This is a genomic window from Streptomyces sp. AC558_RSS880 (assembly GCF_019049255.1).
In the GTDB taxonomy this organism is placed as follows: domain Bacteria; phylum Actinomycetota; class Actinomycetes; order Streptomycetales; family Streptomycetaceae; genus Streptomyces.
In genome coordinates, this window is record NZ_JAGMUJ010000004.1 from 1 (window position 1) to 26,862 (window position 26,862).

Sequence of the window (26,862 nt, forward strand, 5' to 3'; positions counted from 1 at the left end):
GCGTTCTAAGGGCAGGTGCCCGCTGATTGTTCACACCTTTCAGCAAGGCATCCCCGCCCCTGGCCCCGCAGAGCCGGGACAGGGAAGGTCTCCCCACCTGGCCGGACTCTCTCGCGACTGCTGGGCACCGGCCGCTGGGCCTGGCGTGGCATCCCGCCACCCACCCACCGTTGGCCGCTGAGCCGGCCCGGCGTGCGGGCGAGACGCGAGCGCGTTCGTGAACCCCGGGTGACCGGGCAGCCGGCCTCGGATCGCAGGCGTACGTGGGCCACCCGTTCTTCCGGGCCGCTCGCTCGCTTCTTCCTCGTGCTGGAGCGAGCCGGGTCAAGGGTGGCCCGGAGGGCCATCGCCGTAGGCGACGCGGAGTGGAGCGCAGCGGAACGCAGCGCCCTTGACGCGGCTCGCGGAAGCACGACACTGGCAAAGAAGCGAGTGGCTCAACGGTGCGTATGAACTCCGTCCAGGGAAACCCCCGACCGACGGTCACAGTACGGTCCCTCGGCTGCCTTCAGTCGCTCCAGGGCTGTCAGCCGTACCGTGAACACCACGGCGGCCCCGGCGGTGGCGGCGTACAGGAGGTCGACGGCCAGGTACAGCGTCACGGCGTCGCTGAGCCCGGCGAGCGAGTCGGCCATGTCGAGGCGTGCGGCGGTGTACCGGCCGAGCAGGGTCGTCCCGACGAACAGGCCCCACCACAGGTTCACCGGCCACATCGGCAACCGGTGCGATTTCCCCTCGGTCGGCAGCGGTGCGCAGGCATTCCACATGTCGGCCGCGATGCGGTACGGCAGCCACAGGTTGGCCACGGGGATGAACCAGGCACCGATCGCCCATCCGGGGCCCTTACGGAACCAGTTCGGTGCCAGGAGCTCGGTGCGGCGGCGCGTCAGGAAGAACCAGGTGATGAAGAGCACCGCGCAGAGCAGGCTCGTGGCCACCTGGACCCGCCCCGCATTCTCGTACAACGAGTACGCGGCCTCCAGGCTCGACGCGGTCACGTCGCCGTCGACCACCGCGCGGAGCCGGACACCGGTGTACACGGCGAACAGGTCGCCGAACGCGGCGGCCGCGAACGCCGCCACCACGGCGATGAGGAGGCCACGTGAAGCGAGTGGCGGCATGCCGCTGGACAGCGGTGGATGCGGGCTGAGCCCATCCTTGGATGTGAGCATGGCGATGATCCCCCACGGGCGGTAAGACGGAGAACACCCGCGGAAGATCGCGCGCGGACGCACGATACGTCGGACGGCGAGCGGCCGTCCACATCAATTCGTCTGCGGTCAGGGCCTCTTAGCGACCGATGCCGCCTATGAACTCCGTCCAGGCGGCCGACCCGACGACGATCACCGGTCCACCGTCCACCTTGCTGTCCCGGACGGGTACGACGCCGGGAAGTCCGTCGGCGACTTCGACGCATGCCTCGCCGCCGTCGCCGCCGCTGTAGCTGCTCTTGCGCCAGAGGGCGGCGCCGGGGAAGTCGTATGCGACTTCGACGCAGTCCTCGCCGCCGTCGCCGCCGCTGTAGCTGCTCTTGCGCCAGCATGCGTTGCTCAGGTCGAACTCGCGCATCGTCTGTAGTCCTCCGCAGCCGACTCGATCAGGGGCAGGGACGCCTCCGACGACAGCGCGGCGGCCCTGATGTGATCGTAAGACGCCCGGACTCGCTTCACCAGCGCCGGTTCGTCCAGCAGGCTTCCCGAAAACACGCCCTCTGTATAGACGGTGGGCGGTGCGTCCTCGAACTCCATGAGCTTCATCTGCTTGCCCATGGCCGGGTGCGCCCCTGCGGCGAACGGGAGCACTTGCACCAGCACCTTGCGCTCGCGCGCCATGGCCGCGATGTGGTCCAACTGGTGCGCCATGATCGCCGGACCGCCCACGGGGACGCGCAGTACCGTCTCGTGCAGTACCGCCCAATACACAGGCCGAGTGGCGTCCTTGAGGACCTGCGTCCGCTCCATGCGCCCCCTGATCAGTTCCTCGATGTACTCGTCGGTGGCGAACGGATTGCCCGCCAGGAACATCGCCTGCGCGTACTCCCGTGTTTGCAGCAACCCTGGAACCACAGCCGGCGCGTACTCGCAGATTTCCGTCGCCAGTCGTTCCAGTTCGGCTGCGTGCGCAAAGTACTCCGTATAGCTCTGGTCCTTGATGAGCTTGCGCCACATCCGCTCGAAAATACCGTCGGTTTGCAGTACCCCGTCGATCCGCTGCGCCACATCCAATTGCGGCTTGCGAATCGCCTGTTCGAACTGGCCGATGTAGCCGCCCGAAACGAACACCCGCACACCCAGTTCCACCTGCGTGAACCCCGCGTCCTCGCGTCGCCGCTTCAGTTCCGTGCCGAAGAACTCCCACGCCGCCTGACGCGAACCATTGGCCATAACCAACCCCCTTGTGCTGACCCGCACTTGTAGCGCACAGCCTCCTGCCGAGTGTAGGTGCGGCACGGCATTCTGGAGGCGCGAAGAGTGAAAACGGAAAAGCGAGGGGATCACCGTGAAGGCACGACACTCGGCGCTCTGCGTCGAAGAAGCGGAGGAAGTGGTGAAGGAATTGCGGGCGGCACTCGCGAAGGCCGGAATTTCCCTGCCGTCACTGGGGCTGGACCCGGTGAGTCTTGCGCGGGAGGCGCCCTGTCCGCTCGTCGAACTGGGGCGGTGTTCCGTGGAGACCGCGCGGCGGATCGCGGCGGCGGTGGTGCGGTGAAGCCGCCCGTCGGCGCGTATGTCGTGGACACCAGGACCGAGCGGCTCGGCGTCGTCATGGGGCATGAGGGGCCCTACGTCCAGCTGAGACCGTACGGCGGCGGCCGTGAGTGGGACGCCGACCCCGGTGCCGTACGGCACGCCACGCCCGCCGAGCGGCTGCGCGCGGCGACGGCGTACGCCAATGCCCGGAGCCGGGGGGAGGTGCCGTGAACGTGGGCGACAATGGATGCCATGAGTCTGTTCCGCGACGACGGCATCGTGCTGCGCACCCAGAAGCTGGGTGAGGCGGACCGGATCATCACATTGCTCACGCGCGGTCACGGACGGGTACGCGCGGTGGCGAGGGGCGTGCGCCGGACGAAGTCGAAGTTCGGTGCGCGTCTCGAACCGTTCTCGCACGTGGACGTGCAGTTCTTCTCGAAGGGGAGCGAGCTGGTCGGGCGCGGGCTGCCGCTGTGCACGCAGAGCGAGACGATCGCGCCGTACGGTGGCGGGATCGTCACCGACTACGCGCGGTACACCGCGGGCACCGCCATGCTGGAGACCGCCGAGCGGTTCACCGACCACGAGGGCGAGCCGGCGGTGCAGCAGTACCTGCTGCTGGTCGGGGCCCTGCGGACGCTGGCGCGGGGCGAGCACGCGCCGCATCTCGTGCTCGACGCGTTCCTGCTGCGTTCCCTCGCCGTCAACGGGTACGCGCCCAGTTTCACCGACTGCGCGAAGTGCGGGATGCCCGGGCCGAACCGGTTCTTCTCGGTCGCGTCCGGCGGTTCCGTCTGTGTCGACTGCCGGGTGCCCGGCAGCGTCGTACCCTCACCGCAGGCCCTGGGGCTCCTCGGCGCGCTGCTTACGGGAGACTGGGAGACCGCGGACGCGTGCGAGGCGCGGTACGTCCGGGAGGGGAGCGGGCTGGTGTCCGCCTACCTGCACTGGCATCTGGAGCGCGGGCTGCGCTCGCTCCGGTACGTCGAGAAGTAAGCACGACACGGAACGTCAGCACGAGGAGACGAGAAGCACATGGTGGTACGCGGGTTCCTGGGGCGTCAGCGCCGGGAGTACAGGACGCCGGAGCCGCACCCCTCAGGCGCGCGGCCTCCGAAGATCCCCGGGGAGCTGGTCCCCAACCATGTGGCGATCGTCATGGACGGCAACGGGCGGTGGGCGAAGGAGCGGGGGCTGCCGCGCACCGAGGGGCACAAGGTCGGCGCCGAGCGGGTGCTGGACGTGCTCCAGGGCGGGGTCGAGATGGGCGTGGGCGCGATCTCGCTGTACGCCTTCTCCACCGAGAACTGGAAGCGGTCGCCGGACGAGGTGCGCTTCCTGATGAACTTCAACCGGGACTTCATCCGCAAGACGCGTGACACCCTCGACGAGCTCGGCATCCGGGTGCGCTGGGTGGGGCGGATGCCCAAGCTGTGGAAGTCGGTGGCCAAGGAGCTCCAGGTCGCCCAGGAGCAGACGAAGGACAACGACCGGCTGACGCTGTACTTCTGCATGAACTACGGCGGGCGCGCGGAGATCGCCGATGCCGCGCAGGCGCTCGCGGAGGACGTGAAGGCCGGGCGGCTCGACCCGTCGAAGGTCACCGAGAAGACGCTGCAGAAGTACATGTACTACCCGGACATGCCGGACGTGGACCTGTTCCTGCGGCCGAGCGGTGAGCAGCGCACGTCCAACTACCTGCTGTGGCAGAGCGCCTACGCCGAGATGGTCTTCCAGGACGTGCTGTGGCCGGACTTCGACCGCCGTGACCTGTGGCGGGCGTGTCTGGAGTTCGCCTCCCGGGACCGGCGGTTCGGCGGGGCGATCCCGAACGAGGAACTGCTGGCCATGAAGGGCGAGCAGCCCGAGAGCTGACGCCCGGACGCGGGACGTTAGGGTTCCGCCTCATGGATCACCAGGGGCGGGACACCGTTCAGGACAGGGGCACCGACGCCGTCGAGCTGGTCTACCGGCCGACGCGCGCCGACATCCTCCAGGGCATCCAGGTCCGTGCACGCGTGCGCGGGGTGGCGCCGGTGCGGTGGATGTTCGTCGTGCTGTTCACCGGGTTCGCCGCGTTCACCGCGCTCGGAGGGGCGGACGCCGCGGTGCTGACCGCGCTCTCGCTGCTGACCGCGGTCCTGATCTGGGGCACGCCCCGGATCCAGGCCGGCCAGGTGTTCCGGGCCGTCTCGTGGCAGGGCGAGTACCGCGTCACGGTGACCGACGCCGGGATCACGGTCGAGACCGAGCACACGACGGTGGTGCAGCGCTGGACGCTGTTCCGCGGCTACCGCGAGACCCCCGAGCACCTGGTGCTGCTCAGCCGCGACCCGGGCATCCTGGTGCTGGAGGTCGAGCCCAAGCGCGGCCTGCGCGGCGAGGAGGACCTCCAGCGCCTGCGGGCCCTGCTCGGCCGGCACCTCGCCCGCGTATGACGGTCGCCCGTGCCGCCCGCGGGTGTGCGGCGGCCGTCGTCCTCGCCTGCGCGGGGCTGGCCGTGCTCCTCGCCTTCGGCAGCACGGTGGAGATGGAGTCCTTCCCGGGACTGCGGGAGAACCTGGCGCCGCTCGCCGTGTACCTGCTGGTGTGCGCGGCGCTGCTCGCCGCCGGCGGACTGGCGCTCGCGGGGCGGCGGTCGTACGCGGGGTGGGGTGCCGCCGTCGTCCTGGGCGCCCTCGTCGCGGTGCGGCTGTGGACGCTCGCGCCGATGCTGCACTGCTGGTCCCACGAGAGTGTGGGCCGGAACGACGACGGCTCGTACTCCTGCGTGAACCGCGGCGACATGCTGCCCTGAAGGGGGTCCGCCGTCGCCGCGGTCTCAGCCGGCGTTCGCGGCGGCCGCGCACTCCGCGCAGGTGCCGAAGATCTCGACGGTGTGGGCCACGTTGACGTAGCCGTGTTCCGCCGCGATGGCCTCGGCCCACTTCTCCACGGCCGGGCCCTCCACCTCCACCGCCTTGCCGCAGCTGCGGCAGACCAGGTGGTGGTGGTGGTCGCCGGTGGAGCAGCGGCGGTAGACGGACTCGCCGTCGGCGGTGCGCAGGACGTCGACCTCGCCGGCGTCGGCGAGGGACTGCAGCGTGCGGTAGACCGTGGTCAGGCCGACGGAGTCGCCCTTGTGCTTGAGCATGTCGTGGAGGTCCTGCGCGCTGCGGAACTCGTCGACCTCCTGGAGGCAGGCCGCCACAGCGGCACGCTGCCGGGTGGAGCGGCCCTTCACGGGCGGTCCTGCGGTCGTCACGGGGATGCCTCCTCATCTCTGGCCTCTGCCCGGGCCATTGTGCCAGCCCGGGCGGAGGGCAGTCAGGCGCCGACCGTGTCGCCGGCCTTGCGGCCGGCCGGAATGGCGCACTCGGCGGGGTCGCCGCCGGGTTGTGCGGCGGCCAGTGCCCGGGCGCGGCGGCGGGCCAGCGGGGCGGCCAGCGCGGTCAGCGCGATGAACGCGGCGATGGTCAGCAGCACGATCGTCGCGCCGGGCGGCACGTCCTGGTAGTACGAGGTGACCGTGCCGCCGATGGTCACGCTCACGCCGATCGCGACGGCGATGGCGAAGGTCGCGGCGAAGCTGCGGGTGAGCTGCTGGGCCGCCGCGACGGGCACCACCATGAGCGCGCTCACCAGCAGCAGGCCGACCACGCGCATCGCGACGGAGACCGTGACCGCGGCCGTGACCGCCGTGAGCAGGTTCAGGAACCGCACCGGCAGGCCCGTCACCCGGGCGAACTCCTCGTCCTGGCTGACCGCGAACAGCTGCCGGCGCAGACCGACGGTGATCGCGACCACGAACGCGGCCAGCAGGCAGATCGCGGTGACGTCGGACTCGGAGACCGTGGACAGGGAGCCGAAGAGGAACGAGGAGAGGTTCGTGGTGGAGCCGCCGGGGGCGAGGTTGATGAACATCACGCCGCCGGCCATACCGCCGTAGAAGAGCATCGCGAGGGCGATGTCGCCGCGGGTCCTGGCGTACCAGCGGACCAGTTCCATGAAGACGGCGCCGAGGACGGAGACGAGCGTCGCCATCCACACCGGGGACCAGCTGAGCAGGAAGCCGAGACCGACGCCGGTCATGGCGACGTGACCGATGCCGTCGCCCATGAGGGCCTGGCGGCGCTGGACCAGGTAGATGCCGACCGCGGGGGCGGTGACGCCGACCAGGACGGCGGCGAGCAGCGCCCGCTGCATGAAGGCGTAGTCGAGGATCTCCATCAGCTCAGCAGTCCCGTGCGGATCGGTTCGGTGCCCGCCGGTGCGTGCGGGTGTACGTGGTCGTGGCCGGGCAGCGCGTGCTGGCCGACCGCCTTGGGGGGCGGGCCGTCGTGCAGGACGCAGCCGTCGCGCAGGACGACCGCCCGGTCGATCAAGGGCTCCAGGGGGCCCAGTTCGTGCAGGACGAGGAGGACCGTGGCGCCCTCGGAGACCTGGTGCCTCAGGGTTTCGGCGAGGACCTCCTGGCTGGCCAGGTCGACGCCCGCCATCGGCTCGTCCATGATCAGGAGTTCGGGGGCGGCGGCGAGCGCGCGGGCGATCAGGACCCGCTGGTGCTGGCCGCCGGAGAGGGCGTCGACGGAGTCCTTGGCGCGGTCCGCCATGCCGACCAGGTCCAGGGCGTGGCGTACGGCCTCGCGGTCGGCCTTGCGGAAGAGGCCGAAGCGGGTGCGGGCCAGGCGGCCCGAGGAGACGACCTCGGTGACCGTGGCGGGCACGCCGCCGGCGGCGGTGGTGCGCTGCGGGACGTAGCCCACGCGCGCCCAGTCGCGGAACCGGTGCCGCGGGGTGCCGAAGAGTTCGATCTCGCCGGCGGTGACGGGCACCTGGCCGATGACGCTGCGCACGGCGGTCGACTTGCCGGAGCCGTTGGCGCCGAGCAGGGCGACGACCTCACCGTGGCGCACGGTGAGGTCGATGCCGCGCAGGACGGGGCGCGAGCCCAGCTCGGCGCGGACGCCGCGCAGGGATATGACGGGCTCGGTCATGCCGTCCTCCGGTGGTTCGTCGGTCACTTGGCTCCCAGAGCCGTCTGCAGGGCCTTGAGGTTGGCCTCCATGACCTGGAAGTAGTCGTCGCCGCGGGACTTGTCGGTGATGCCCTCGAGCGGGTCGAGGACGTCCGTCTTCAGTCCGGCGTCGCCGGCGAGGGTCTTGGCGGTCTTGTCGCTGACGAGCGTCTCGTAGAACACGGTGGTGACGCCGTCGGCCTTGGCCATCTTCTCAAGTTCCTTCACGCGCGCGCCGCTGGGCTCGGACTCGGGGTCCAGGCCGCTGATGGACTCCTCGGTCAGGCCGTAGCGCTCGGCGAGGTAGCCGAAGGCGGAGTGGGTGGTGATGAAGACGTCGGTCCTCTTGTCCTTCAGGCCGGTCTTGAACGTGGTGTCGAGCTCGTTCAGCTTCTCGACCAGGGCCGCGGTGTTCTTCTTGTAGTCGGCGGCGTGGTCCGGGTCGGCCTTCTCGAAGGCCTTGCCGACGCCCTCGGCGACCTCGGCGTACTTCACCGGGTCCAGCCAGATGTGGGGGTCCTTGCCGCCCTCGTGCTCGTGGCCGTGCTCGTCCTCGGCGGCGTGCTCCTCCTCGGCGTGGCCTTCCTCGGCGTGCTCCTCGGCGTGCTCCTCCTCGGAGTGGCCTTCCTCGGCGTGCTCGTCCGCGTGGCCGCCGGCCTCGGTGCCGTGCTCCTCGAGGGAGGTCAGGGTCGCCGCGTCGATCTTCGTCTTGACCTCGGACTGGCCGACGGCCTCGTCGACGGTGGGCTGCAGGCCCTTGAGGTAGAGGGCCGCGTCGGACTCCTGGAGCTGCGCGGTCTGCTTCGCGCTGATCTCCAGGTCGTGCGGCTCCTGGCCGGGCTCGGTGAGACTGGTGACGCTGACGTGCTCGCCGCCGATCTGCTCGGCGAGGAAGGCCATCGGGTAGAACGACGCGACGACGTCGAACTTGTCGGTGTTGCCCGCGGCGGCGCTGTCGGAGGAGCAGGCGGTCAGGGTGCCGAGACCGAGGGCGGTGACCGCGGCCAGGGCGGCCGCGGATATGTGGTGTCGTCGTACGTTCATGACACTCATTTTCAACAAATATGGAAACCGTTGTCAACAAAGCACGTGGGAGGGCTTTGGGGGCACCGAATTGGTCGAGGGGCAGGCCACGCCGGTAGCCTGAGGACTTCGCTGGAAGCAATCTCGCTTCGTCGCCCGTCGTCGTAATGAAGAGAGCACCGTGGCCGCCGACAAGATCGACACCATCGTCAGCCTGAGCAAGCGCCGTGGCTTCGTATTCCCCAGTAGTGAGATCTACGGCGGCACGAAGGCCGCCTGGGACTACGGACCGCTGGGTGTCGAGCTCAAGGAGAACCTGAAGCGCCAGTGGTGGCGCTCCATGGTCACCTCGCGCGAGGACGTGGTCGGTATCGACTCGTCCGTGATCCTGGCCCCGGACGTGTGGGTCGCCTCCGGCCACGTCGCCACCTTCACGGACCCGCTGACCGAGTGCACCTCCTGCCACAAGCGGTTCCGCGCGGACCACCTGGAGGAGGCGTACGAGGAGAAGAAGGGCCGCGCCCCGGAGAACGGCCTCGCCGACCTCAACTGCCCCAACTGCGGCAACAAGGGCACCTTCACCGAGCCCAAGCAGTTCTCGGGCCTGCTCTCCACCCACCTCGGCCCGACGCAGGACTCCGGCTCCATCGCCTACCTGCGCCCCGAGACCGCCCAGGGCATCTTCACCAACTTCGCCCAGGTGCACACCACCGCGCGCAAGAAGCCGCCGTTCGGCATCGCCCAGATGGGCAAGTCCTTCCGCAACGAGATCACGCCCGGCAACTTCATCTTCCGCACCCGCGAGTTCGAGCAGATGGAGATGGAGTTCTTCGTCAAGCCGGGCGAGGACGAGAAGTGGCAGGAGTACTGGATGGAGCAGCGCTGGAACTGGTACACCGGTCTCGGCCTGCGCGAGGAGAACATGCGGTGGTACGACCACCCGAAGGAGAAGCTCTCCCACTACTCCAAGCGCACCGCTGACATCGAGTACCGCTTCCAGTTCGGCGGCAGCGAGTGGGGCGAGCTGGAGGGTGTCGCCAACCGCACCGACTACGACCTCTCCGCCCACTCCAAGGCCTCCGGCCAGGACCTCGCCTACTTCGACCAGGAGGCCGGCGAGCGCTGGACGCCGTACGTCATCGAGCCGGCGGCCGGTGTCGGCCGGGCGATGCTCGCCTTCCTGCTCGACGCCTACGTCGAGGACGAGGCGCCCAACGCCAAGGGCAAGATGGAGAAGCGGACCGTGCTGCGGCTCGACCACCGCCTGGCCCCGGTGAAGGTCGCGGTGCTCCCGCTGTCCCGCAACGCGGAGCTGTCGCCGAAGGCGAAGGGTCTGGCGCAGGCGCTGCGGCAGAACTGGAACGTCGAGTTCGACGACGCCGGCGCCATCGGCCGCCGCTACCGCCGGCAGGACGAGATCGGTACGCCGTTCTGCGTGACCGTCGACTTCGACACGCTGGACGACAACGCGGTGACCGTGCGCGAACGCGACTCCATGAAGCAGGAGCGCGTCTCGCTCGACCAGATCGAGGGGTACCTGGCGGCCCGTCTGATCGGCGCGTAGCCGCTACGCGGGCTCGCACCGAGGCCCCCGGTGCCGGATCACTCAGTGGTCCGGCACCGGGGGCCTCGTCGTGGACGCCCGCCGGTTCGACGGGTCCACCGTCGCCTGGTGTTCCTCCGCCAGATGCTTCTGCGCCTTGACCCACGGGAGGAACCGGGCGCCTCCGCGCCAGCCGCACGTGTCACACCGGATCGTCCGCTGTACGCCGGTGCGTTGGACGCGTACGACGTGTTCGCGGCCGTGCAGGTCCCAGCGGCTGATCTTGCTCGTGTCGATCTGCGGCATGGCTCCTCCGGAGTCCGGATGGGGTGTCGTCGTTCTACTGCCCCGGATCGGGGGCGGCAAGGAGTGTGCGGCGAGGGCAACATCGCGCGGCCGCGTGGTTGTGGGCCGGGGCGGGTCGCGCAGCCCGGCGCTTGCGGGGTGCTGTCGCGCCCACCCGTGCCGCCCTGCGGCACGATTGCCCGCGGTGAGCGGGCCGACTGCTCAGGCGCTCACGTCCGCACTCCGGCGCATCTCCGTCGACTCCAGCCGCTCCGCCGTCCGTTCGGCGGTCCCGCGGGCCCAGCGCCCCGACGTCAGCGCGCCGACCACCAGCACCGCGAAGCCGCACCCCGCGAGGATCCACCACCCCGGCCGCGCCGCCGTCACGAACGCCTCCGCGTACGACGACGAGCCCACCCCCGCCGCCAGCACCGCGCCGATCACCGCGACGCCCAGCGCCTGGCCCAGCTGACGGCTGGTGGACGCGACCGCCGAGGCGACTCCCGCCTGCGCGGTCGGCATGCCGGAGACGGCGGTGTTGGTGATCGGGGCGTTGACGAAGCCGAAGCCGACGCCGAAGAGGACGTACCCGAGGAAGAGGGTGGCGTCGGAGGTCTCGGCCTCGAAGAGGGCGAAGAGGAGCCCGCTGGCCGTCATCGCGCCGCCGGCGACCAGCAGCGGCAGGCGCGGGCCCCGGCCGCCGACCAGCCGGCCGGAGAGCGGGGCGCACAGGAAGGTCGGGACGGCCATCGGGAGCATCCACAGGCCCGCGTCCAGGGCGCTCAGGCCCCGCACGTTCTGCAGGTACAGCGTGGACAGGAACAGGAAGCCGCCGAGCGCGGCGAACGCGCTCACGGCTATCACCGTGGCCCCGCTGAACGGAGCCGAGCGGAAGAAGCGGAGATCGATGAGGGGTTCGCGGCGGCGGGGCTCGTAGCGCAGGAGGGCGACGAGGGCGGCCAGGGCCAGGACGGCGTACGGAGCGATCGACGCGGGGGAGGCGTGCGGGGCCTCGATGATCGCGTACGTCAGGGAGCCGAACAGGACGATCACCAGGAGCTGGCCGACCGGGTCCGGGCGGCGGGCCTTCGGGGCGCGGGACTCCGGGACGAAGCGCCAGGTGAGCAGCAGCGCGGCCAGGCCCACCGGCAGGTTGACCCAGAAGATGGAGCGCCAGCCGACCGACTCCACCAGCAGCCCGCCGACCAGCGGACCGGCGGCCATCGAGATGCCGACGACCGCGCCCCACACGCCGATCGCGCGGGCCCGCTCGCGGGGGTCGGTGAAGGTGTTGGTGATGATCGACATGGCGACCGGGTTGAGCATCGAGCCGCCGATCGCCTGCACCATCCGGAACACGACCAGCCACGACAGGTCCGGCGCCAGGGAGCACAGCACCGAGCCGAGGGTGAAGACCACCAGACCGGCCATGAACACCCGTCTGCGGCCGATCCGGTCCGCCGTGGAGCCCGCGAGCATCAGCAGGGAGGCCAGGACGAGCGTGTAGGCGTCGATGGTCCACTGCAACCCCGAGGTGCTCGCGTGGAACTCCCGTTGCATGGCGGGCAGGGCGACGTTGAGGACCGTGTTGTCCAGGCTCACGATCAGCAGGCTCATGCAGCAGATCGCGAGCACCAGCATGCGTCGGCCGTGGCTGAGCTCGGGCATGGGTGCCATCGTACGCGCGTTTCGATAGTGCGGTTAACTAATGACCGTTACATGATCTCCGTACGGCGACGTGCCGGGTACCCCTCGGCATGCGGGACAATGGGGGAATGCCCACGCTCGCGCCCACCACGACCTCGACCCTGCAGATCGGCCCGCACACGGTCCAGCCGCCCGTCGTGCTCGCCCCCATGGCCGGGATCACCAACGCGCCCTTCCGCACCCTGTGCAGGGAGTGGAGCGGCGGCAAGGGCCTGTTCGTCAGCGAGATGATCACCACTCGGGCGCTGGTCGAACGCAACGACAAGACCATGCAGCTGATCCGGTTCGACGAGAGCGAGAAGCCGCGCTCCATCCAGCTGTACGGCGTCGACCCGGTGACCGTCGGCAAGGCCGTCCGCATGATCGCGGAGGAGGACCTCGCCGACCACATCGACCTCAACTTCGGCTGCCCGGTCCCCAAGGTGACCCGCAAGGGCGGCGGTTCGGCCCTCCCGTACAAGCGGAACCTGCTGCGGTCGATCCTGCGCGAGGCCGTGAGCGGCGCCGGGGACCTGCCGGTGACGATGAAGATGCGCAAGGGCATCGACGACGACCACCTGACCTACCTGGACGCCGGCCGGATCGCCGTCGAGGAGGGCGTGACCGCCATCGCGCTGCACGGCCGCACCGCCGCCCAGCACTACGGCGGCACCGCCGACTGGGACGCCATCGCCCGGCTGAAGGAGCACGTCCCGGAGATCCCGGTGCTCGGCAACGGCGACATCTGGTCGGCGGAGGACGCGCTGCGGATGGTGCGCGAGACCGGCTGCGACGGGGTGGTCGTGGGCCGGGGCTGCCTCGGCCGGCCGTGGCTGTTCGCGGACCTGGTGGCCGCCTTCGAGGGGCGTACGGACGCCTATGTACGGCCCACCCTGCGCGAGGTCGCCGACGTCATGGTCCGGCACGCCACGCTGCTGGGGGAGTGGATCGGCGACGAGTCGCGCGGCGTGATCGACTTCCGCAAGCACGTCGCCTGGTATCTGAAGGGCTTCGCGGTCGGTTCCGAGATGCGCAAGCGGCTCGCGATCACCTCCTCGCTGGAGGAGCTGCGGGCCGGGCTCGACGAGCTGGACCTCGACCAGCCCTGGCCCACCGGCGCCGACGGGCCCCGCGGCCGTACGTCCGGCAACAACCGGGTGGTGCTGCCGGACGGCTGGCTGAAGGACCCCTACGACTGCGCGGGCGTCGGCGAGGACGCGGAACTGGACACCTCCGGCGGCTGATCAGCCCTTCGTGGGGTGCGGGACGGAGCCGTAGGCCGTCAGGAAGCGGTCGCGGAAGGAGCTCATCTTCCACACCGGCGCGTCCTCGGCGGGCCTGAGCCCTTCGGTCCAGTTCCAGCCGTCGGTCTTCGCCAGCACCTCCGGGTCCTTGGCGACGATCGTCACCGGCACGTCCCGGCTCGCGCCGTGGCCGCTGACCCGGGCGATGGGCTGGTGGTCGCCGAGGAGGACGAGCACGGTGTCGTCGGTGCCGTAGCGCTCCAGCCACTGGGTGAGGCTGGTGACCGAGTACTGGATCGACCTGCCGTACTCCTGCCGGGACTCGGTGGAGTCGGCGATGACGTCGGAGGACTTCTTCCCCGCCTTCCGGACGGCGTCGAAGACCGAGCCGTCGCCGAGGTCGTCCCAGTCGACCAGCTCGGGGATCGGCGCCCAGGGCTGGTGGCTGGAGGTGAGGATGACCTCCGACATCAGCGGCTTGTCGTGCTTCCTGCCGTGCTCCAGCCGCTGGAAGGCCTCCAGGGCGTACTGGTCCGGCATGGTCGACCAGCTGAACTTCGGCCCCTCGTAGCCGAGGTCGAAGGCGTCGTAGACCTTGTCGAGGCCGTACCACTCCGCCTCCGGCCAGGCCTTCTGCACACCGGGCATGATGCCGACGGTGTCCCAGGCACCGGTCTTGCGGAACGCCTTGGTGAGGGTGAGGCGGTCGCCGGAGGTGACGGTGCGGTAGCGCTGCTGGTTGTCGATCCAGAGGCCGGACAGGGCCGTGGAGTGGCCGAGCCAGCTGCTGCCGCCGTACGTCGCCGAGGTGAGCCAGCCGCTGCGGGCGCGGTAGCCGGCCCGCGCGAGCGCCTCGGTGCGGGCGTCGAGGGTGCGGGTGATGCCGGGGGCGATCAGCGGGTCCTCGACGGCGGTGCGGCCGTAGCTCTCGATGAAGGCGATGACGACGTCCTTGCCGCGCAGGTCCGGGAGAAGCTGGTCGGGGGGAGTGGCGCCGAAGGCGTCCGCCCGCGCCTCCTTCGCGAACGCCGCCTCGTCGCGCAGGGTGTTCACCACGCGCCGGGTCTGCCCCTTCAACGCCCCGGCGGCCCGGTCGGAGGCGACCGGCACACCGGCGATCTGCAACCCCAGGGCGGTACAGGTGACCCACACGGTGCCCGCGATCAGCGCGCCCCGGCCGGCGCGGGCGCGGTGCCGGGCCAGCAGGTCGCCGAGCCGGACGGTGGCCAGCGCCATGACGGCCACGATGAGCAGGGCGAGGAGGACCGCGCCGACGGCCGCGGCGGTGGCCGCCGTGCCGCCCATCGAGTCCTCGACGTAGGACTGGGCGTCGTCGAGCAGGCCCCAGTCGAGCACGACGTTGAAGCCGCGGCCCAGATACTCGGTGAACCCGATGTCCAGCAGGTTCAGCACGGTCAGGACGCCGATGCCCGCCCCGTACAGCGCCGCCACGACGATCCGCGGCCGGCGCGGCAGGGCGAGCAGCAGGACGGCCCCGATGATCGCCTCCGCCGGTATCCGGGTGAACCGGTCGGGCCGGAGGGCCGGAGCGGTGTTCGGCATCAGGAGGGCGCCGACGACGAGGGCGGCGGCGAGGGCGTGCAGCGTCCGGCGGAGGGCGCGGGCGACGGCGGGGTGCGCGTCGCGTGTGTCGCGCAGGCGTGTGAAGACAGGCAACCCGGAGGTCCCTTCCGTACCGAGCCCGGTGGGAGGCGGACCCGGCGTGGGGGTCCGGGTCCGCCGTCGTTCCGTACGGGCGGGGTGACCGGTGCGTTCATCTGACCGGCGGATTTCGGGTGCCGGACCGGTCCGCATGGTGGAATCCGGCCCGCTGTGGCAGCGTGATTCTCGCCACCCTTGATAAGGGTTGCGCTCAGATGAGCGGATCTTGGGCGACTGCACTTCTCAAAGGTTGGCACTCAGTGCCACTCCTTGATCGTTCAGCGGGCGAAATCAAACGTGGAGATTGTTGCTCATGTGAGCGAACGGGAGGGTGCTGAGGAGGCTGATGCGTTCAAGAAGTGAAAACATTCGACCGTCATGGCTTGCCAAGCTTTGACTTTCGATCCGCTGGCGGACGAGTGGTTACAGGCACATGACGCACAAGTGGACGTACCCAGGCGCCTTCGATCTGGGTACATTCCTCGCCGTCAGGGCAGCCACCGCGTCCTCGAGGAGTCGAGACCCGTGTCGGAAAACAAAGATCACCATGGAGCTCGGTCGGGCACGAGCGTTGAGGGCGTGAAGTTCGTCTACGACTTCACCGAGGGCAACAAGGACCTCAAGGACCTGCTCGGCGGCAAGGGGGCCAACCTCGCCGAGATGACCAACCTGGGCCTTCCCGTCCCGCCCGGCTTCACCATCACCACCGAGGCCTGCAAGACCTACCTCGACAGTGGCGAGGAGCCGGCGGCACTGCGTGACGAGGTGAGTGCGCACCTCGACGCCCTCGAAGCGACCATGGGCAAGAAGCTCGGCCAGGCCGACAACCCCCTCCTCGTGTCGGTCCGCTCCGGGGCGAAGTTCTCCATGCCGGGCATGATGGACACCGTCCTCAACATCGGTCTGTCGGACAAGTCCGTGCAGGGCCTGGCCGCGCAGGCCGGCGACGACCGGTTCGCGTGGGACTCCTACCGGCGCCTCATCCAGATGTTCGGCAAGACCGTCCTCGGCGTCGACGGCGAGCTGTTCGAGGACGCGCTGGACGCGGCGAAGGCGGCCAAGAAGGTCACCGTCGACACCGAGCTGGAGGCCGCCGACCTCAAGAAACTCGTCACCAAGTTCAAGAAGATCGTCAAGACCGAGGCCGGCCGGGACTTCCCGCAGGACCCGCGCGAGCAGATGGACCTCGCCATCAAGGCGGTCTTCGACTCCTGGAACGGCGACCGCGCCAAGCTCTACCGCCGCCAGGAGCGCATCCCGCACGACCTCGGTACGGCCGTCAACGTCTGCTCCATGGTCTTCGGCAACCTCGGCCCGGACTCCGGCACGGGTGTCGCGTTCACGCGGGACCCCGCCAGCGGCCAGCAGGGCGTCTACGGCGACTACCTGCAGAACGCGCAGGGCGAGGACGTGGTCGCGGGCATCCGCAACACCGTGCCGCTCGCCGAGCTGGAGTCGATCGACAAGAAGTCGTACGACCAGCTGATGCAGATCATGGAGACCCTGGAGAACCACTACAAGGACCTCTGCGACATCGAGTTCACCATCGAGCGCGGACAGCTGTGGATGCTCCAGACCCGCGTCGGCAAGCGCACGGCGGGCGCCGCCTTCCGCATCGCCACGCAGCTGGTGGACCAGGGCCTGATCGACGAGGCCGAGGCGCTCACCCGCGTCAACGGCGCCCAGCTCGCCCAGCTGATGTTCCCCCGCTTCGACGAGGACGCCAAGGTCGAGCAGGTCGGACGCGGCATCGCCGCCTCCCCGGGCGCGGCGGTCGGCAAGGCGGTCTTCGACTCGTACACCGCCGTGAAGTGGTCGCGCTCCGGCGAGAAGGTCATCCTGATCCGCCGCGAGACCAACCCCGACGACCTGGACGGCATGATCGCGGCCGAGGGCATCCTCACCTCGCGCGGCGGCAAGACCTCCCACGCGGCCGTGGTCGCGCGCGGCATGGGCAAGACCTGTGTCTGCGGCGCGGAGGAGTTGGAGGTCGACACCAAGCGCCGCCGGATGACCGTCCCCGGCGGGCACGTGGTCGAGGAGGGTGACGTCGTCTCCATCGACGGCTCCTCCGGCAAGGTCTACCTGGGCGAGGTCCCGGTCGTCCCCTCCCCGGTCGTGGAGTACTTCGAGGGCCGGATGCACCCGGGCGCCGACGACGCCGACGAGCTGGTCGAGGCCGTGCACCGGATGATGGCCTTCGCCGACCGCAAGCGCCGGCTGCGGGTGCGGGCCAACGCCGACAACGCCGAGGACGCGTTGCGGGCGCGGAGGTTCGGCGCCCAGGGCATCGGCCTGTGCCGCACCGAGCACATGTTCCTCGGCGACCGCCGCGAGCTGGTGGAGCGGCTGATCCTGGCCGACACCGAGGCCGAGCGCGACGAGTCCCTGAAGGCCCTGCTCCCGCTCCAGAAGCGGGACTTCGTGGAACTCTTCGAGGCGATGGACGGCCTCCCGGTCACCATCCGCCTGCTCGACCCGCCGCTGCACGAGTTCCTGCCCGACATCACCGAACTGTCGGTCCGCGTCGCCCTCGCCGAGTCCCGGCAGGAGCCGCACGAGAACGAGCTGCGCCTGCTCCAGGCCGTGCACCGGCTGCACGAGCAGAACCCGATGCTGGGTCTGCGCGGCGTCCGTCTCGGCCTGGTCATCCCCGGCCTGTTCACCATGCAGGTGCGGGCCATCGCGGAGGCCGCCGCCGAGCGCAAGGCCGCCAAGGGCGACCCGCGCGCGGAGATCATGATCCCGCTGGTCGGCACGGTCCAGGAGCTGGAGATCGTCCGCGAGGAGGCCGACCAGGTCATCGCCGAGGTCGAGCAGACCACCGGCACCTCGCTCAGGCTCGCCATCGGCACGATGATCGAGCTGCCGCGCGCCGCGCTGACCGCCGGTCAGATCGCGGAGGCGGCGGAGTTCTTCTCCTTCGGCACCAACGACCTCACCCAGACGGTGTGGGGCTTCTCCCGGGACGACGTGGAGGCCTCGTTCTTCACGGCGTACCTGGAGAAGGGCATCTTCGGGGTGTCGCCGTTCGAGACGATCGACAAGGACGGCGTGGGCTCGCTGGTCGCCGCCGCCGCGAAGGCCGGCCGCGCAACCCGCCCCGACCTGAAGCTCGGCGTCTGCGGCGAGCACGGCGGCGACCCGGAGTCGGTCCACTTCTTCCACGAGGTCGGCCTGGACTACGTCTCCTGCTCCCCGTTCCGCATCCCGGTCGCCCGCCTGGAGGCCGGCCGCGCGGCCGTCACGTCGACGGGCAGCGACCACCGCTGAGCCGCCCCCTGAGGGGCACTTGAACCCCGGAGCCGTCGTCTGTCACCCGACCACCCTCACCGATCGGCGACGGCTCCGGACCACGAAAGAGAGGGCGGCACCCGTGCGGGGGTGCCGCCCTTTCGCGTGTGTAGGGTCCGGTGCCGGGAACTTACGGAGCCGCCACGGCGGGGAACAGGGGGGACGCAGTGCCGTTTCGGATGCGCAGGAGCAGCATCAGGCCGTTGAGCGCTATGGGCGGGTACGCCGTCGATCCGTGGCAGTCGTTCCGGCGCACGGTCGGGGTGGTGCTCTTCGGGTGGGCCGCCGCGGCCGTTACCGCCGGGGCGTCCTACCTGGCGTTGCGGTGGGTGTGGGTGCCCATCGCCGTGGGGGTTCCGCTGTTTCTCACGTTCGCCTTCCTCCTGACGCTGCTCCATCGCGCGGGGTGGATCGCCCTGCTGTCCCTCGTGCCGGGGCTGTTCGTCCTCGTCGGGGCCGTCCAGTACGCGCCCGAGGCGGCGTTGGAGGTGCGCGGGGTGCGGGAGAGCGTGGTGATCGTGGCGGACAGTGTGGACGAGACGGGCGGCGACAACCACCGGTTCACGCTGCGCACGGCGGACGGGGAGGAACTGGAGGAGCGTCTCACCTACAACGGTGACGGCTCGGGTCTGGAGGTGGGGGACCGGCTCGATGTCCTCCTCGACCCGGAGGGCGTGGCGCCCATGGAGCAGGCGGACGAGGTGGACGCCGCGGGGCGGCTGAACGGTCTGATCGGCGGGCTCGTGGCGTGGACGCTGATGGCGGTCCTCGCCGGGCGGCGCGGGCATGTGCGGCGCCGGCGGGGGAAGACCGACTCCCTGCTGCTGTCCCTGTGAGCAGGGGAGCCGGTCTTCGCGCGGAACGACGTCAGTCGGAGTCGCCGCGGCGCCTGCGGGCCGCGATCATCACGCCGCCGCCCAGGAGGACGACGGCCGCACCGCCGGCCGCGATGTACGGCGTGGCGTTGCTGCCGCCGGTCTCGGCGAGGTCGGTGCCGCCGCCCTGCTCCTTGCTGTCGGAACCGGTGTTCCCCGTGTTCTCGGTGCCGGTGCCGGTGCCGGTGCCGGTGCCGGTGCCGGTGTCGCTCTCGGTCTCCTCGTAGGGCTCGAAGTCCGCGGGCGGCTTGTCGCAGCCGATGCCGTCGCCGTCACGGTCCAGGTGCTCGCCGTAGTGGTCGCTGGTCTCGGGGATGTTGGCGTGCCCGTTCTCGTACGCCTCGGAACAGTTCTCGAACGGGGTGTTGCCGCCGTGCGCCTCGGCGGTGGCCGGTACGGCGGCCAGGGCGAGCGCGGCGAGGACCGCGGCGGCGGAGGTACGGAACGGATTCATGGTGAAGAGTCCCCCAGATCGGGCGATTGCGCGTGCTTGGTACGAGGGTGACGAAGCTACTGGGAGGCTCGTGTCGTGGGGGGCCTATGAAAAGCTTGTGATGCGAACGTGACGTGACTGAAGAGTAGCTCTCCGCTACCGGTGATCCTTTGTGACGGGAGGGGGGGGACGGCATGGCTTCCACGTTGTTCGACGCGTTGGGGAGCGAGTACTTCCGCGTGGCCGCGGTCAGGGGCCTCGGTGAAGCGGACGGGCCGGCCCGCTCGGAACCGCCCGTGCGGTGCCGCATCGACGACGAGTTCAGCGGCCCGCCGCCGCTCTGGAGGCGGTGGAGCGGGAGTTCGGCCTGGGGGTGGACCCGCAGGCGGTGGCGGGGCCGCTGCCGAGCGTCATCGTTACCGTGCGGGCCGACTGAGCGGCGGGCGGCCGGGCGCAGTCGGTGTCGTCGTCTCCGTCACGACCGGAAGGGGCCCCGCACCTCGTACGTGATCCCGCCCGACGAGCTCCCGCTCGTGCCGCGCTGGCTGGAGAAGTACAGGCGGGTGCCGTCGGGGGAGAAGGCCGGGCCGGTGATCTCGGAGCCCGACTGGCCGCCGATGCGGAGGAACGGGGCCACCACGTCGTCGGGCGTGATGACGCAGATCTCCATGGTGCCGCCGTCCTCGGCCACGAAGAGGTCGCCGGAGGCGGCGCCGGTGACGTTGTCGACGCCCGACAGGGGAGCGCCGCCGCCCGTCACCAGCGAGTCGTCGTAGGCGAGTTTGATGGTCTGGGCGGACGCGTTGTACTGCCAGACGCGGTTGTCGCCCTTCGTGGTGAACCAGCAGGTGTCATTGGCGTAGTAGCAGCCCTCGCCGCCGTTGAAGCGCTTGGCGCCGGACACCTGGTTGCGGGTGGCGGTGGCGCCGGACGGGTCCGGGACCCGTGCCCAGCTCACCGGGCCGCTGGTGCCGCTGCCGGCGACCAGTACCTCCAGGGTGCCCGAGGACAGGTCGCCCCAGGTGGTGGGCCGGAAGCGGTAGAAGCAGCCGTCCGTGACGTCCTCCGTCAGGTACACGACCTTGCGCACCGGGTCGGCCGCCGCCGCCTCGTGCTTGAAGCGGCCCATCGCGTCACGGCGGACGGCCGCCTTCACTCCCCACGGGTCGGTCTCGTAGACGTACCCGCGGTCCACCTCCTCACAGGACAGCCAGGTGTTCCACGGGGTCTTCCCGCCCGCGCAGTTCTGCCGGGTGCCGGACAGGACGCGGTACGCGCCCGTGATGGCGCCGGTGGCCGAGAACTTCAGCGCGCTCGCCCCGCCGGAGGGGTTGATCTCCGAGTTGGAGACGTAGATCCAGCCCGACCCGTCCGCGTAACAGGCGCCGCCGTCGGGGGCGTTGTGCCAGGTGTACGAGGTGCCGGTGACCGTCCGGCCGGAACGGGCGACGACCCGGCTGGTGAAACCGGCGGGCAGGCTGATGCCGTTGGCGTCCGCCGCCCCGAGCGGACCGTACGGGCCGCTGCCGGGCTGGGCGGGCGCGGCGTACGCCGCGCCGCGCCACAGGGTCCCGCCGAGGACGGAGGAGGTGCCGCCGACGGCGGTCGCACGAAGGAAGGTACGACGTTCCATTGCCGCTCCAAGAGGTGCCGTGACCGCCCCGCCGCCGGTCGGCGGCGGGGGCGTGCGGTCAGGGAACCTAGGGGTGCGGAATGGACGCTTCATGACCGGGGGCGTACCGGCGGATGACCATCCCCGGGGCCTACAGGGGCACGGCCACCGCCGTGAACGTCGTCTCCGGGGTCTGCGGGCTGGTGAAGCGGGCGTTGACCAGGTAGAGGCGGTCGCGGAAGCGGGCCGCGGTGGCGGGGACGTCGAAGCGCGGGTCGGTGATCGAGCGGCGCAGGGTCGCCGTGGTGGCGCGGGCGTCCAGGTCGAAGACCGTGACGACGTTCGAGCGGTTCTGTACGACGTACAGGGTGCGGCCGACGCGGACCAGACCGTCGCCGTTGACCACGTTCTCCGCGCCGGACAGGGCGATGCGGGTGGCGCGCCCGGTGCGCAGGCTCACGCGGTACAGCTCGCCCGGGGTGCTCTTGACCACGATCACGTCGCGCCCGTCGGGGGTGCTCACGATGCCGTTGGCGTTGTTGACGCCGGGCAGTTGCTCCCAGTCGCCGGTGAGCGGCAGGGCGCGGACGCTGCCGCCCCGGCCGCGCGGGACGCCGTAGAGGACCGCGTCGCGGGAGTCGGTGAACCAGGCGCGGTCGCGGAAGAGGACGACGTCGTTGACGAAGTGGCCGGTGGGTGCCGTGAGTTCGTACGTCGTCCGCAGCTCGCCGGTGCGGGCGTCGACGGTGCGGGCGGTGCCGCCCCCGCCGCCGGAGACGTACAGCAGGCCGTCGTCGCCCAGCTTGAGGCCGATGGCCGCGAGGCCGGGGGCGCCCTCGTGGAGGACTCCGCCCTTGCCGGTGCGCAGGTCGGTGCGGTAGATCGCGCCGTCGGCGCGGGAGCCCAGGTAGGCGTACGGCGCGCCGCCGATGGTGATGCCCTCGGGCAGCCAGCCGTCCGGCAGCGGGAACTCGGTCGGCCAGGCGGGCCGGTGGCCGGTCGCCTGCGCCGTACCGGTGCCGGCCGCCGCCGCCAACGCGGCGACGGCGGCACCGCCGAGCACGGCACGCCGGGAGGGCTGGATGTGCTGCGGGTGGTTCCGGGTCATGGTCCGGGCCTCCGTGACGGATGGGGGGATGAACCACCCCCGATGAAACTCCATGGACCGGCCCCGCTGAACGCGGGACACGAACCCGACAGGAAGTCGACAGGCCCCGGGACCCGGAGTGGGGCTCGGTGCCAGACCCGGAGTGGGACCCGGCGTGAGGACCGCGGCGCCGGGCCCGGCGTGGGGCCCGTCGCGGCCGGTTACGCCGCCTTCACCTCGTACGCCGTCACCCGTACCGTCTCGTCGTCCAGGCACTGGCCCGACTCCAGGTCGAAGCGCTGCTTCAGGAGCGGGGAGGCGACGAAGGGGCGGCCCTGGTGGGTGCCGGTCAGGCCGCGGGAGAGGACCGCCGCGCCGGTGAAGGGGTCGCGGTTGTCGATGGCGTACAGGCGGCCGGTGCGGTCGGCGAAGACGGCGGCCTGGCGGCCGTCGGGGAGGAGGGCGGCCACCCCGCGGCCCGGGAGCAGTGCGCTCAGGTCGCAGACCGTGAACCAGTCGTCGGCGAGGCGGAGCCGGACCTTCAGATCGGTGGTCTCGAGGGTCAGGGTCATCGCGTGGCGCTTCCTTCCAGGATCTCGTCGGCGGGTCGCAGGCCGATGTTCAGCAGCGGCAGGTCGGGCTTCATCTGGTCGCGCTCGGGGACGAAGGCGACCACCGGGTCGGGGGTGTCGGGCGCGTTCACGAAGGACACGAAGCGGGCCAGCTTCTCCGGGTCGTCGAGGGTCTCGGCCCACTCGTCGCGGTAGTGCGAGACGTGGGCGGCCATCAGGGCCTCCAGCTCGTCGCAGATGCCGAGCGAGTCGTGGACGACGACGTCCCGTACGTGGTCCAGGCCGCCGGGGATGCGGTCCAGCCAGACGCTGGTGCGCTCCAGGCGGTCCGCGGTGCGGATGTAGAACATCAGGAACCGGTCGATCAGGCGGATCAGTTCGGCGTCCGAGAGGTCCTGGCCGAGCAGGTCGGCGTGGCGCGGGGTGGCGCCGCCGTTGCCGCCGACGTAGAGGTTCCAGCCGCCCGCGGTGGCGATGACGCCGAAGTCCTTGGACTGGGCCTCCGCGCACTCGCGCTGGCAGCCGGAGACCGCCGACTTGAGCTTGTGGGGGGAGCGCAGGCCCCGGTAGCGCAGCTCCAGGTCGATCGCCATGCGGACGGAGTCCTGGACGCCGTAGCGGCACCAGGTCTGCCCGACGCAGGACTTCACCGTGCGCAGCGACTTGCCGTAGGCGTGGCCGGACTCGAAGCCGGCGTCGACCAGGCGGGCCCAGATGACGGGCAGTTGCTCCACCCGCGCGCCGAACATGTCGATGCGCTGGCCGCCGGTGATCTTCGTGTAGAGACCGAAGTCGCGGGCGATCTCGCCGATCACGATCAGCTTCTCCGGGGCGATCTCACCGCCGGGGATGCGGGGCACGACCGAGTACGAGCCGTTCTTCTGCAGGTTGGCCAGGAAGTGGTCGTTGGTGTCCTGCAGCGCCGCCTGCTCACCGTCCAGGACGTGGGTGCTCGCGCCGATCGTCGGGGCGAGGGAGGCGATGATCGAGCCGACCGTCGGCTTGCAGACCTCGCAGCCGTCGCCGCCGCGCGCCGCCTCCCGGCCGTGGCGGTCGAGCAGGTCACGGAAGGAGGTGACGCGCAGGGCGAGGACGATCTCGTACAGCTCCTCGCGGGTCTGGGAGAAGCAGGCGCACAGGCCCTTGTCGACCTCGACGCCGCTCGCCTCCAGCTCGGCGTTGATCAGCTGGCCGAGGACCTTGACGCAACTGCCGCACGTCGTCCCGGCCTTGGTGCACTTCTTCACCTCGGGCACGGTGGTGCACCTGTGCTCGGTGACCGCCTCGCGGATCGTGCCCTTGCGGACGTTGTTGCAGGAGCAGATGATCGCGTCGTCCGGCAGCGCGGACGGGCCGAGCTGCACGGGCGCCCCGGCGCCGGCCGGCAGCACCAGCGACTCGGGCGAGACCGGCGGGACGGAGCCGGTGAAGGCCTTCAGCGTGCCGTACGCCTCCGCGTCGCCGACCAGGATGCCGCCGAGCAGCGTGCCGTCCCGGCCGATGACCAGCTTCTTGTACAGGCCGGAGCGGGAGTCGGAGTAGACGACGTCCAGGCAGTCCTCGGCGGTGCCGTGGGCGTCGCCGAAGGACGCCACGTCCACGCCGAGCAGCTTCAGCTTGGTGGACAGGTCCGCGCCGGTGAAGGACGCCTCGTCGGCGGCGATCGTCGCGGCGGCCGTCTCGGCCTGCTCGTAACCGGGCGCCACCAGGCCGTACACCCGGCCGTCGGCGGCCAGCGCGCACTCGCCGATCGCGAAGACGTGCGGGTCGGTGACCGTGCGGCACTGCTCGTCGACCGTGATGCCGCCGCGCTCGCCGACGGTGAGGCCGCAGGCGCGGGCCAGCTGGTCGCGGGGGCGGACGCCGGCGGAGAACACCACCAGGTCGGTGGCGAGTTCGGAGCCGTCCGACAGCCTCATGCCGGTGACGGCACCCGAGGCGTCGGTCAGGATCTCCTGCGTGCCCACCCCCGTGTGGACGGACAGGCCCATCTCCTCGATGGTGCGCAGCAGCGCCGCGCCGCCGCCCTCGTCGACCTGGACGGGCATCAGCCGGGGTGCGAACTCCACGATGTGGGAGGTGAGTCCGAGGCCCTTGAGCGCGCCCGCCGCCTCCAGGCCGAGCAGACCGCCGCCGACCACGGCACCGGTCGTCGACGTCCTCGCGTACTCCTCGATCGCGAGGAGGTCCTCGATCGTGCGGTAGACGAAGCAGCCCTCGGCGTCCTTGTTCGGCACCGGCGGCACGAACGGGTAGGAGCCGGTGGCCAGCACCAGGACGTCGTAGTCGACGACCAGCCCGGAGCGGGCCGTCACCGTGCGCGCCTCGCGGTCGACGCTCTCCGCCGGGTCGCCGACGCGCAGCTCGATGCCGTGCTCCTCGATGAAGGCCAGGTCCGTCAGGGACAGGTCCTCGGGCGTCCTCCCCGAGAAGTACGAGGTGAGCTGGACACGGTCGTACGCCGGGCGCGGCTCCTCGCACAGCACGACCACGCGGTGCGTGGCGGTCAGGCCGCGCTCGGCGAGCGCCTCGAGGAAGCGCTGGCCGACCATGCCGTGGCCGACGAGCACGATCGTGGGGGATGCCCCGGGAGTGGCGGTCATCAGGAGCCTCCATCGTTGGTGAGCAGGTGGAGCAGGGGCCCGCCGTCGGAGGGGAGCGGCTCTGCTCCCTCCCAGGCGCGCGCGAGGGCGCCGACGGTGCCGAGTTCGCCGACGAGGACCCCGCCGACCAGGCGGTCGTCGCGGACGACGACCTTGCGGTAGGTGCCCCGGGTGTGGTCGGTGAGCTGGACGACGTCGTCGCCCGGCAGCGCCTCGGTCTCGCCGAAGGCGGCCAGGTCGAAGGGGCTGTCCGGCCCGGTGAGGGTGAGCCGGGTCAGCGAACGGGTGCCGGTGTAGCGGGAGCCGGTGTCCCCGGCGAGCAGCGCGGCGAGCGCGTCGGCCTGTTCGAGGGCCGGGGTGGCCAGCCCGTACACCGTGCCGGCGTGCTGGACGCAGTCGCCGATCGCGTGGATGTACGGGTCGGAGGTGCGCAGCTCGTCGTCGACGACGACGCCCTTGCGGACGTCGAGCCCGGCGGCCTGCGCGAGGCCGGCGCGCGGGTGCACCCCGCAGGCCAGGACCACGAGGTCGGCGTCGAGGGCGTAGCCGTCGGCCATCTCCACCGAGCGGACGGCGCCGCCGACGCAGCGCACGTCCCGCACCCGGCACTCGGTGTGCACCTCCACGCCGAGGTCGGTCAGGTGCCGCGCGACCAGCTCGGACGCGGCCGGGTCCAGCTGGCGTTCCATGAGCCGCTCGGACTGCTGGGCGAGGACGACCTGCGCGCCGCGCACGGCGAGCGCGCGGGCCGCGGAGACCCCGAGCAGCCCGCCGCCGATCACCACCGCCCGCACCCCGGGCCGTACCGCCTTGGCCAGGCCCAGGCAGTCGTCCAGGGTGCGGAACGCGTGCACGCCCTCGGGCAGCTCGTGGTCCTCGGTGAACAGGCCGCGCAGCGGCGGCAGTACGGGGTTGGAGCCGGTGGCCAGGACCAGCCTGTCGTATGCGATCACCGCCCCGTCCGCGCAGACGACGGTCCGCCCGGCGCGGTCGATGCCGGTGACCCGGGCGCGGGTCAGCTCCGCGGGCGCAGGCAGGGCGATCACCTCGGGGCTGTACCGTCCGGCCAGCACCTCGGCGAGCAGCACCCTGTTGTACGGGCGGTGCTCCTCCTCGCCGACCAGCGTCACGGGCGTGCCGAGCTCGCCGAGCCGCCGGGCGAGCCGTACGCCCGCGAGGCCGGAGCCGATCACCACCACACGATCGTTCGAGGTCATGTCCTTGAGCGTGCGGTGCGGGTGTTACCCGGTGGCA

27 protein-coding genes are annotated in these 26,862 nt (G+C 71.0%); 11 read left to right on the forward strand and 16 right to left on the reverse strand.

Annotated features, from left to right (window positions below):
* Nucleotides 1-437 precede the first annotated feature (437 nt).
* The 3 genes from KUM38_RS01300 to KUM38_RS01310 all read right to left on the reverse strand — a co-directional run bounded on the left by KUM38_RS01300 (nucleotide 438) and on the right by KUM38_RS01310 (nucleotide 2,384).
* A complete protein-coding gene (locus KUM38_RS01300) occupies nucleotides 438-1,172 on the reverse strand; it encodes a DUF4328 domain-containing protein (RefSeq protein WP_217127380.1) in 735 nt (244 codons plus the stop codon).
* A 118-nt stretch (nucleotides 1,173-1,290) separates the two neighbouring features.
* Nucleotides 1,291-1,569 (reverse strand): DUF397 domain-containing protein, encoded by a 279-nt coding sequence (locus KUM38_RS01305; RefSeq protein WP_217127381.1) that lies wholly within the window; start codon nucleotides 1,567-1,569, stop codon nucleotides 1,291-1,293.
* Entirely contained in the window at nucleotides 1,551-2,384 is an 834-nt protein-coding gene (locus KUM38_RS01310; protein ID WP_217127382.1) for a helix-turn-helix transcriptional regulator, read from the reverse strand. Before KUM38_RS01310 ends, KUM38_RS01305 begins: the two co-directional genes overlap by 19 nt.
* A 115-nt stretch (nucleotides 2,385-2,499) precedes the next feature.
* Between KUM38_RS01310 and KUM38_RS01315 the strand changes: the two genes are divergently transcribed.
* From KUM38_RS01315 to KUM38_RS01340, 6 genes are read left to right on the forward strand one after another with little or no spacing between them, the layout of a single operon-like run.
* Nucleotides 2,500-2,709: a hypothetical protein gene (locus KUM38_RS01315; RefSeq protein ID WP_142195460.1), complete on the forward strand. Its 210-nt coding sequence runs from the start codon at nucleotides 2,500-2,502 to the stop codon at nucleotides 2,707-2,709.
* Complete coding sequence (locus KUM38_RS01320; protein WP_217127383.1) at nucleotides 2,706-2,921, forward strand: hypothetical protein; 216 nt, start codon at nucleotides 2,706-2,708, stop codon at nucleotides 2,919-2,921. The genes KUM38_RS01315 and KUM38_RS01320 overlap by 4 nt, the downstream gene beginning before the upstream one ends.
* A 21-nt stretch (nucleotides 2,922-2,942) precedes the next feature.
* Nucleotides 2,943-3,689 (forward strand): DNA repair protein RecO, encoded by a 747-nt coding sequence (recO, locus tag KUM38_RS01325; protein WP_217127384.1) that lies wholly within the window; start codon nucleotides 2,943-2,945, stop codon nucleotides 3,687-3,689.
* Nucleotides 3,690-3,728: 39 nt separating this feature from the next.
* Complete coding sequence (locus KUM38_RS01330; protein WP_217127385.1) at nucleotides 3,729-4,568, forward strand: isoprenyl transferase; 840 nt, start codon at nucleotides 3,729-3,731, stop codon at nucleotides 4,566-4,568.
* A gap of 32 nt (nucleotides 4,569-4,600) precedes the next feature.
* Complete coding sequence (locus KUM38_RS01335) at nucleotides 4,601-5,131, forward strand: YcxB family protein (RefSeq protein ID WP_217127386.1); 531 nt, start codon at nucleotides 4,601-4,603, stop codon at nucleotides 5,129-5,131.
* Nucleotides 5,128-5,490: a hypothetical protein gene (locus KUM38_RS01340; RefSeq protein ID WP_217127387.1), complete on the forward strand. Its 363-nt coding sequence runs from the start codon at nucleotides 5,128-5,130 to the stop codon at nucleotides 5,488-5,490. Before KUM38_RS01335 ends, KUM38_RS01340 begins: the two co-directional genes overlap by 4 nt.
* A 24-nt stretch (nucleotides 5,491-5,514) precedes the next feature.
* Here KUM38_RS01340 and KUM38_RS01345 read toward each other — a convergent pair whose 3' ends face one another.
* The 4 genes from KUM38_RS01345 to KUM38_RS01360 form a co-directional block, all read right to left on the reverse strand.
* The gene (locus tag KUM38_RS01345) at nucleotides 5,515-5,937 is read right to left on the reverse strand and encodes a Fur family transcriptional regulator (RefSeq protein WP_217127388.1); all 423 of its coding nucleotides are present in this window, start codon (nucleotides 5,935-5,937) and stop codon (nucleotides 5,515-5,517) included.
* Between the two features lie 62 nt (nucleotides 5,938-5,999).
* Nucleotides 6,000-6,902, reverse strand: a complete 903-nt coding sequence (locus tag KUM38_RS01350; protein WP_217127389.1) for a metal ABC transporter permease — start codon at nucleotides 6,900-6,902, stop codon at nucleotides 6,000-6,002.
* Nucleotides 6,902-7,669, reverse strand: a complete 768-nt coding sequence (locus KUM38_RS01355; RefSeq protein WP_217127448.1) for a metal ABC transporter ATP-binding protein — start codon at nucleotides 7,667-7,669, stop codon at nucleotides 6,902-6,904. Before KUM38_RS01355 ends, KUM38_RS01350 begins: the two co-directional genes overlap by 1 nt.
* A 23-nt stretch (nucleotides 7,670-7,692) precedes the next feature.
* The gene (locus tag KUM38_RS01360) at nucleotides 7,693-8,733 is read right to left on the reverse strand and encodes a metal ABC transporter substrate-binding protein (protein WP_217127390.1); all 1,041 of its coding nucleotides are present in this window, start codon (nucleotides 8,731-8,733) and stop codon (nucleotides 7,693-7,695) included.
* A gap of 160 nt (nucleotides 8,734-8,893) precedes the next feature.
* Here KUM38_RS01360 and KUM38_RS01365 point away from each other — a divergent pair, with 160 nt between their 5' ends.
* A complete protein-coding gene (locus KUM38_RS01365) occupies nucleotides 8,894-10,276 on the forward strand; it encodes a glycine--tRNA ligase (protein ID WP_217127391.1) in 1,383 nt (460 codons plus the stop codon).
* A gap of 42 nt (nucleotides 10,277-10,318) precedes the next feature.
* Here the strand turns inward: KUM38_RS01365 and KUM38_RS01370 are convergent, their stop codons facing one another.
* A complete protein-coding gene (locus KUM38_RS01370; RefSeq protein WP_217127392.1) occupies nucleotides 10,319-10,561 on the reverse strand; it encodes a hypothetical protein in 243 nt (80 codons plus the stop codon).
* A 201-nt stretch (nucleotides 10,562-10,762) separates the two neighbouring features.
* The gene (locus tag KUM38_RS01375) at nucleotides 10,763-12,208 is read right to left on the reverse strand and encodes an MFS transporter (protein WP_217127393.1); all 1,446 of its coding nucleotides are present in this window, start codon (nucleotides 12,206-12,208) and stop codon (nucleotides 10,763-10,765) included.
* A gap of 107 nt (nucleotides 12,209-12,315) precedes the next feature.
* On the opposite strand from KUM38_RS01375, the gene dusB reads away from it, so the two are divergent.
* Nucleotides 12,316-13,470 (forward strand): tRNA dihydrouridine synthase DusB, encoded by a 1,155-nt coding sequence (gene dusB, locus KUM38_RS01380; protein WP_217127394.1) that lies wholly within the window; start codon nucleotides 12,316-12,318, stop codon nucleotides 13,468-13,470.
* Here dusB and KUM38_RS01385 read toward each other — a convergent pair whose 3' ends face one another.
* On the reverse strand, nucleotides 13,471-15,285 hold the full coding sequence (locus KUM38_RS01385; protein WP_374227026.1) for a CDP-alcohol phosphatidyltransferase: 1,815 nt from the start codon (nucleotides 15,283-15,285) through the stop codon (nucleotides 13,471-13,473).
* Between the two features lie 372 nt (nucleotides 15,286-15,657).
* Between KUM38_RS01385 and ppdK the strand changes: the two genes are divergently transcribed.
* Complete coding sequence (gene ppdK / locus KUM38_RS01390) at nucleotides 15,658-18,405, forward strand: pyruvate, phosphate dikinase (protein WP_374227027.1); 2,748 nt, start codon at nucleotides 15,658-15,660, stop codon at nucleotides 18,403-18,405.
* Between the two features lie 233 nt (nucleotides 18,406-18,638).
* Nucleotides 18,639-19,262: a hypothetical protein gene (locus KUM38_RS01395; RefSeq protein WP_217127450.1), complete on the forward strand. Its 624-nt coding sequence runs from the start codon at nucleotides 18,639-18,641 to the stop codon at nucleotides 19,260-19,262.
* Between the two features lie 31 nt (nucleotides 19,263-19,293).
* Here the strand turns inward: KUM38_RS01395 and KUM38_RS01400 are convergent, their stop codons facing one another.
* A complete protein-coding gene (locus KUM38_RS01400; RefSeq protein WP_217127396.1) occupies nucleotides 19,294-19,755 on the reverse strand; it encodes an LAETG motif-containing sortase-dependent surface protein in 462 nt (153 codons plus the stop codon).
* A 280-nt stretch (nucleotides 19,756-20,035) separates the two neighbouring features.
* Here KUM38_RS01400 and KUM38_RS42800 point away from each other — a divergent pair, with 280 nt between their 5' ends.
* Nucleotides 20,036-20,170 carry a hypothetical protein gene (locus KUM38_RS42800; RefSeq protein WP_302181152.1) on the forward strand — a complete coding sequence of 45 codons (135 nt, stop codon included), beginning with the start codon at nucleotides 20,036-20,038 and terminating at the stop codon, nucleotides 20,168-20,170.
* Between the two features lie 39 nt (nucleotides 20,171-20,209).
* On the opposite strand, the gene KUM38_RS01405 is transcribed toward KUM38_RS42800, so the two are convergent.
* From KUM38_RS01405 to KUM38_RS01425, 5 genes are all read right to left on the reverse strand, one after another.
* Entirely contained in the window at nucleotides 20,210-21,367 is a 1,158-nt protein-coding gene (locus KUM38_RS01405) for an alkaline phosphatase PhoX (protein WP_217127397.1), read from the reverse strand.
* A 130-nt stretch (nucleotides 21,368-21,497) separates the two neighbouring features.
* Entirely contained in the window at nucleotides 21,498-22,454 is a 957-nt protein-coding gene (locus tag KUM38_RS01410) for an SMP-30/gluconolactonase/LRE family protein (protein WP_217127398.1), read from the reverse strand.
* Nucleotides 22,455-22,654: 200 nt separating this feature from the next.
* Nucleotides 22,655-23,005: a nitrite reductase small subunit NirD gene (gene nirD, locus KUM38_RS01415; RefSeq protein WP_217127399.1), complete on the reverse strand. Its 351-nt coding sequence runs from the start codon at nucleotides 23,003-23,005 to the stop codon at nucleotides 22,655-22,657.
* Nucleotides 23,002-25,608 carry a nitrite reductase large subunit NirB gene (gene nirB, locus KUM38_RS01420; RefSeq protein WP_217127400.1) on the reverse strand — a complete coding sequence of 869 codons (2,607 nt, stop codon included), beginning with the start codon at nucleotides 25,606-25,608 and terminating at the stop codon, nucleotides 23,002-23,004. The genes nirD and nirB overlap by 4 nt, the downstream gene beginning before the upstream one ends.
* The gene (locus KUM38_RS01425) at nucleotides 25,608-26,825 is read right to left on the reverse strand and encodes an NAD(P)/FAD-dependent oxidoreductase (RefSeq protein ID WP_217127401.1); all 1,218 of its coding nucleotides are present in this window, start codon (nucleotides 26,823-26,825) and stop codon (nucleotides 25,608-25,610) included. Before KUM38_RS01425 ends, nirB begins: the two co-directional genes overlap by 1 nt.
* Nucleotides 26,826-26,862 lie beyond the last annotated feature (37 nt).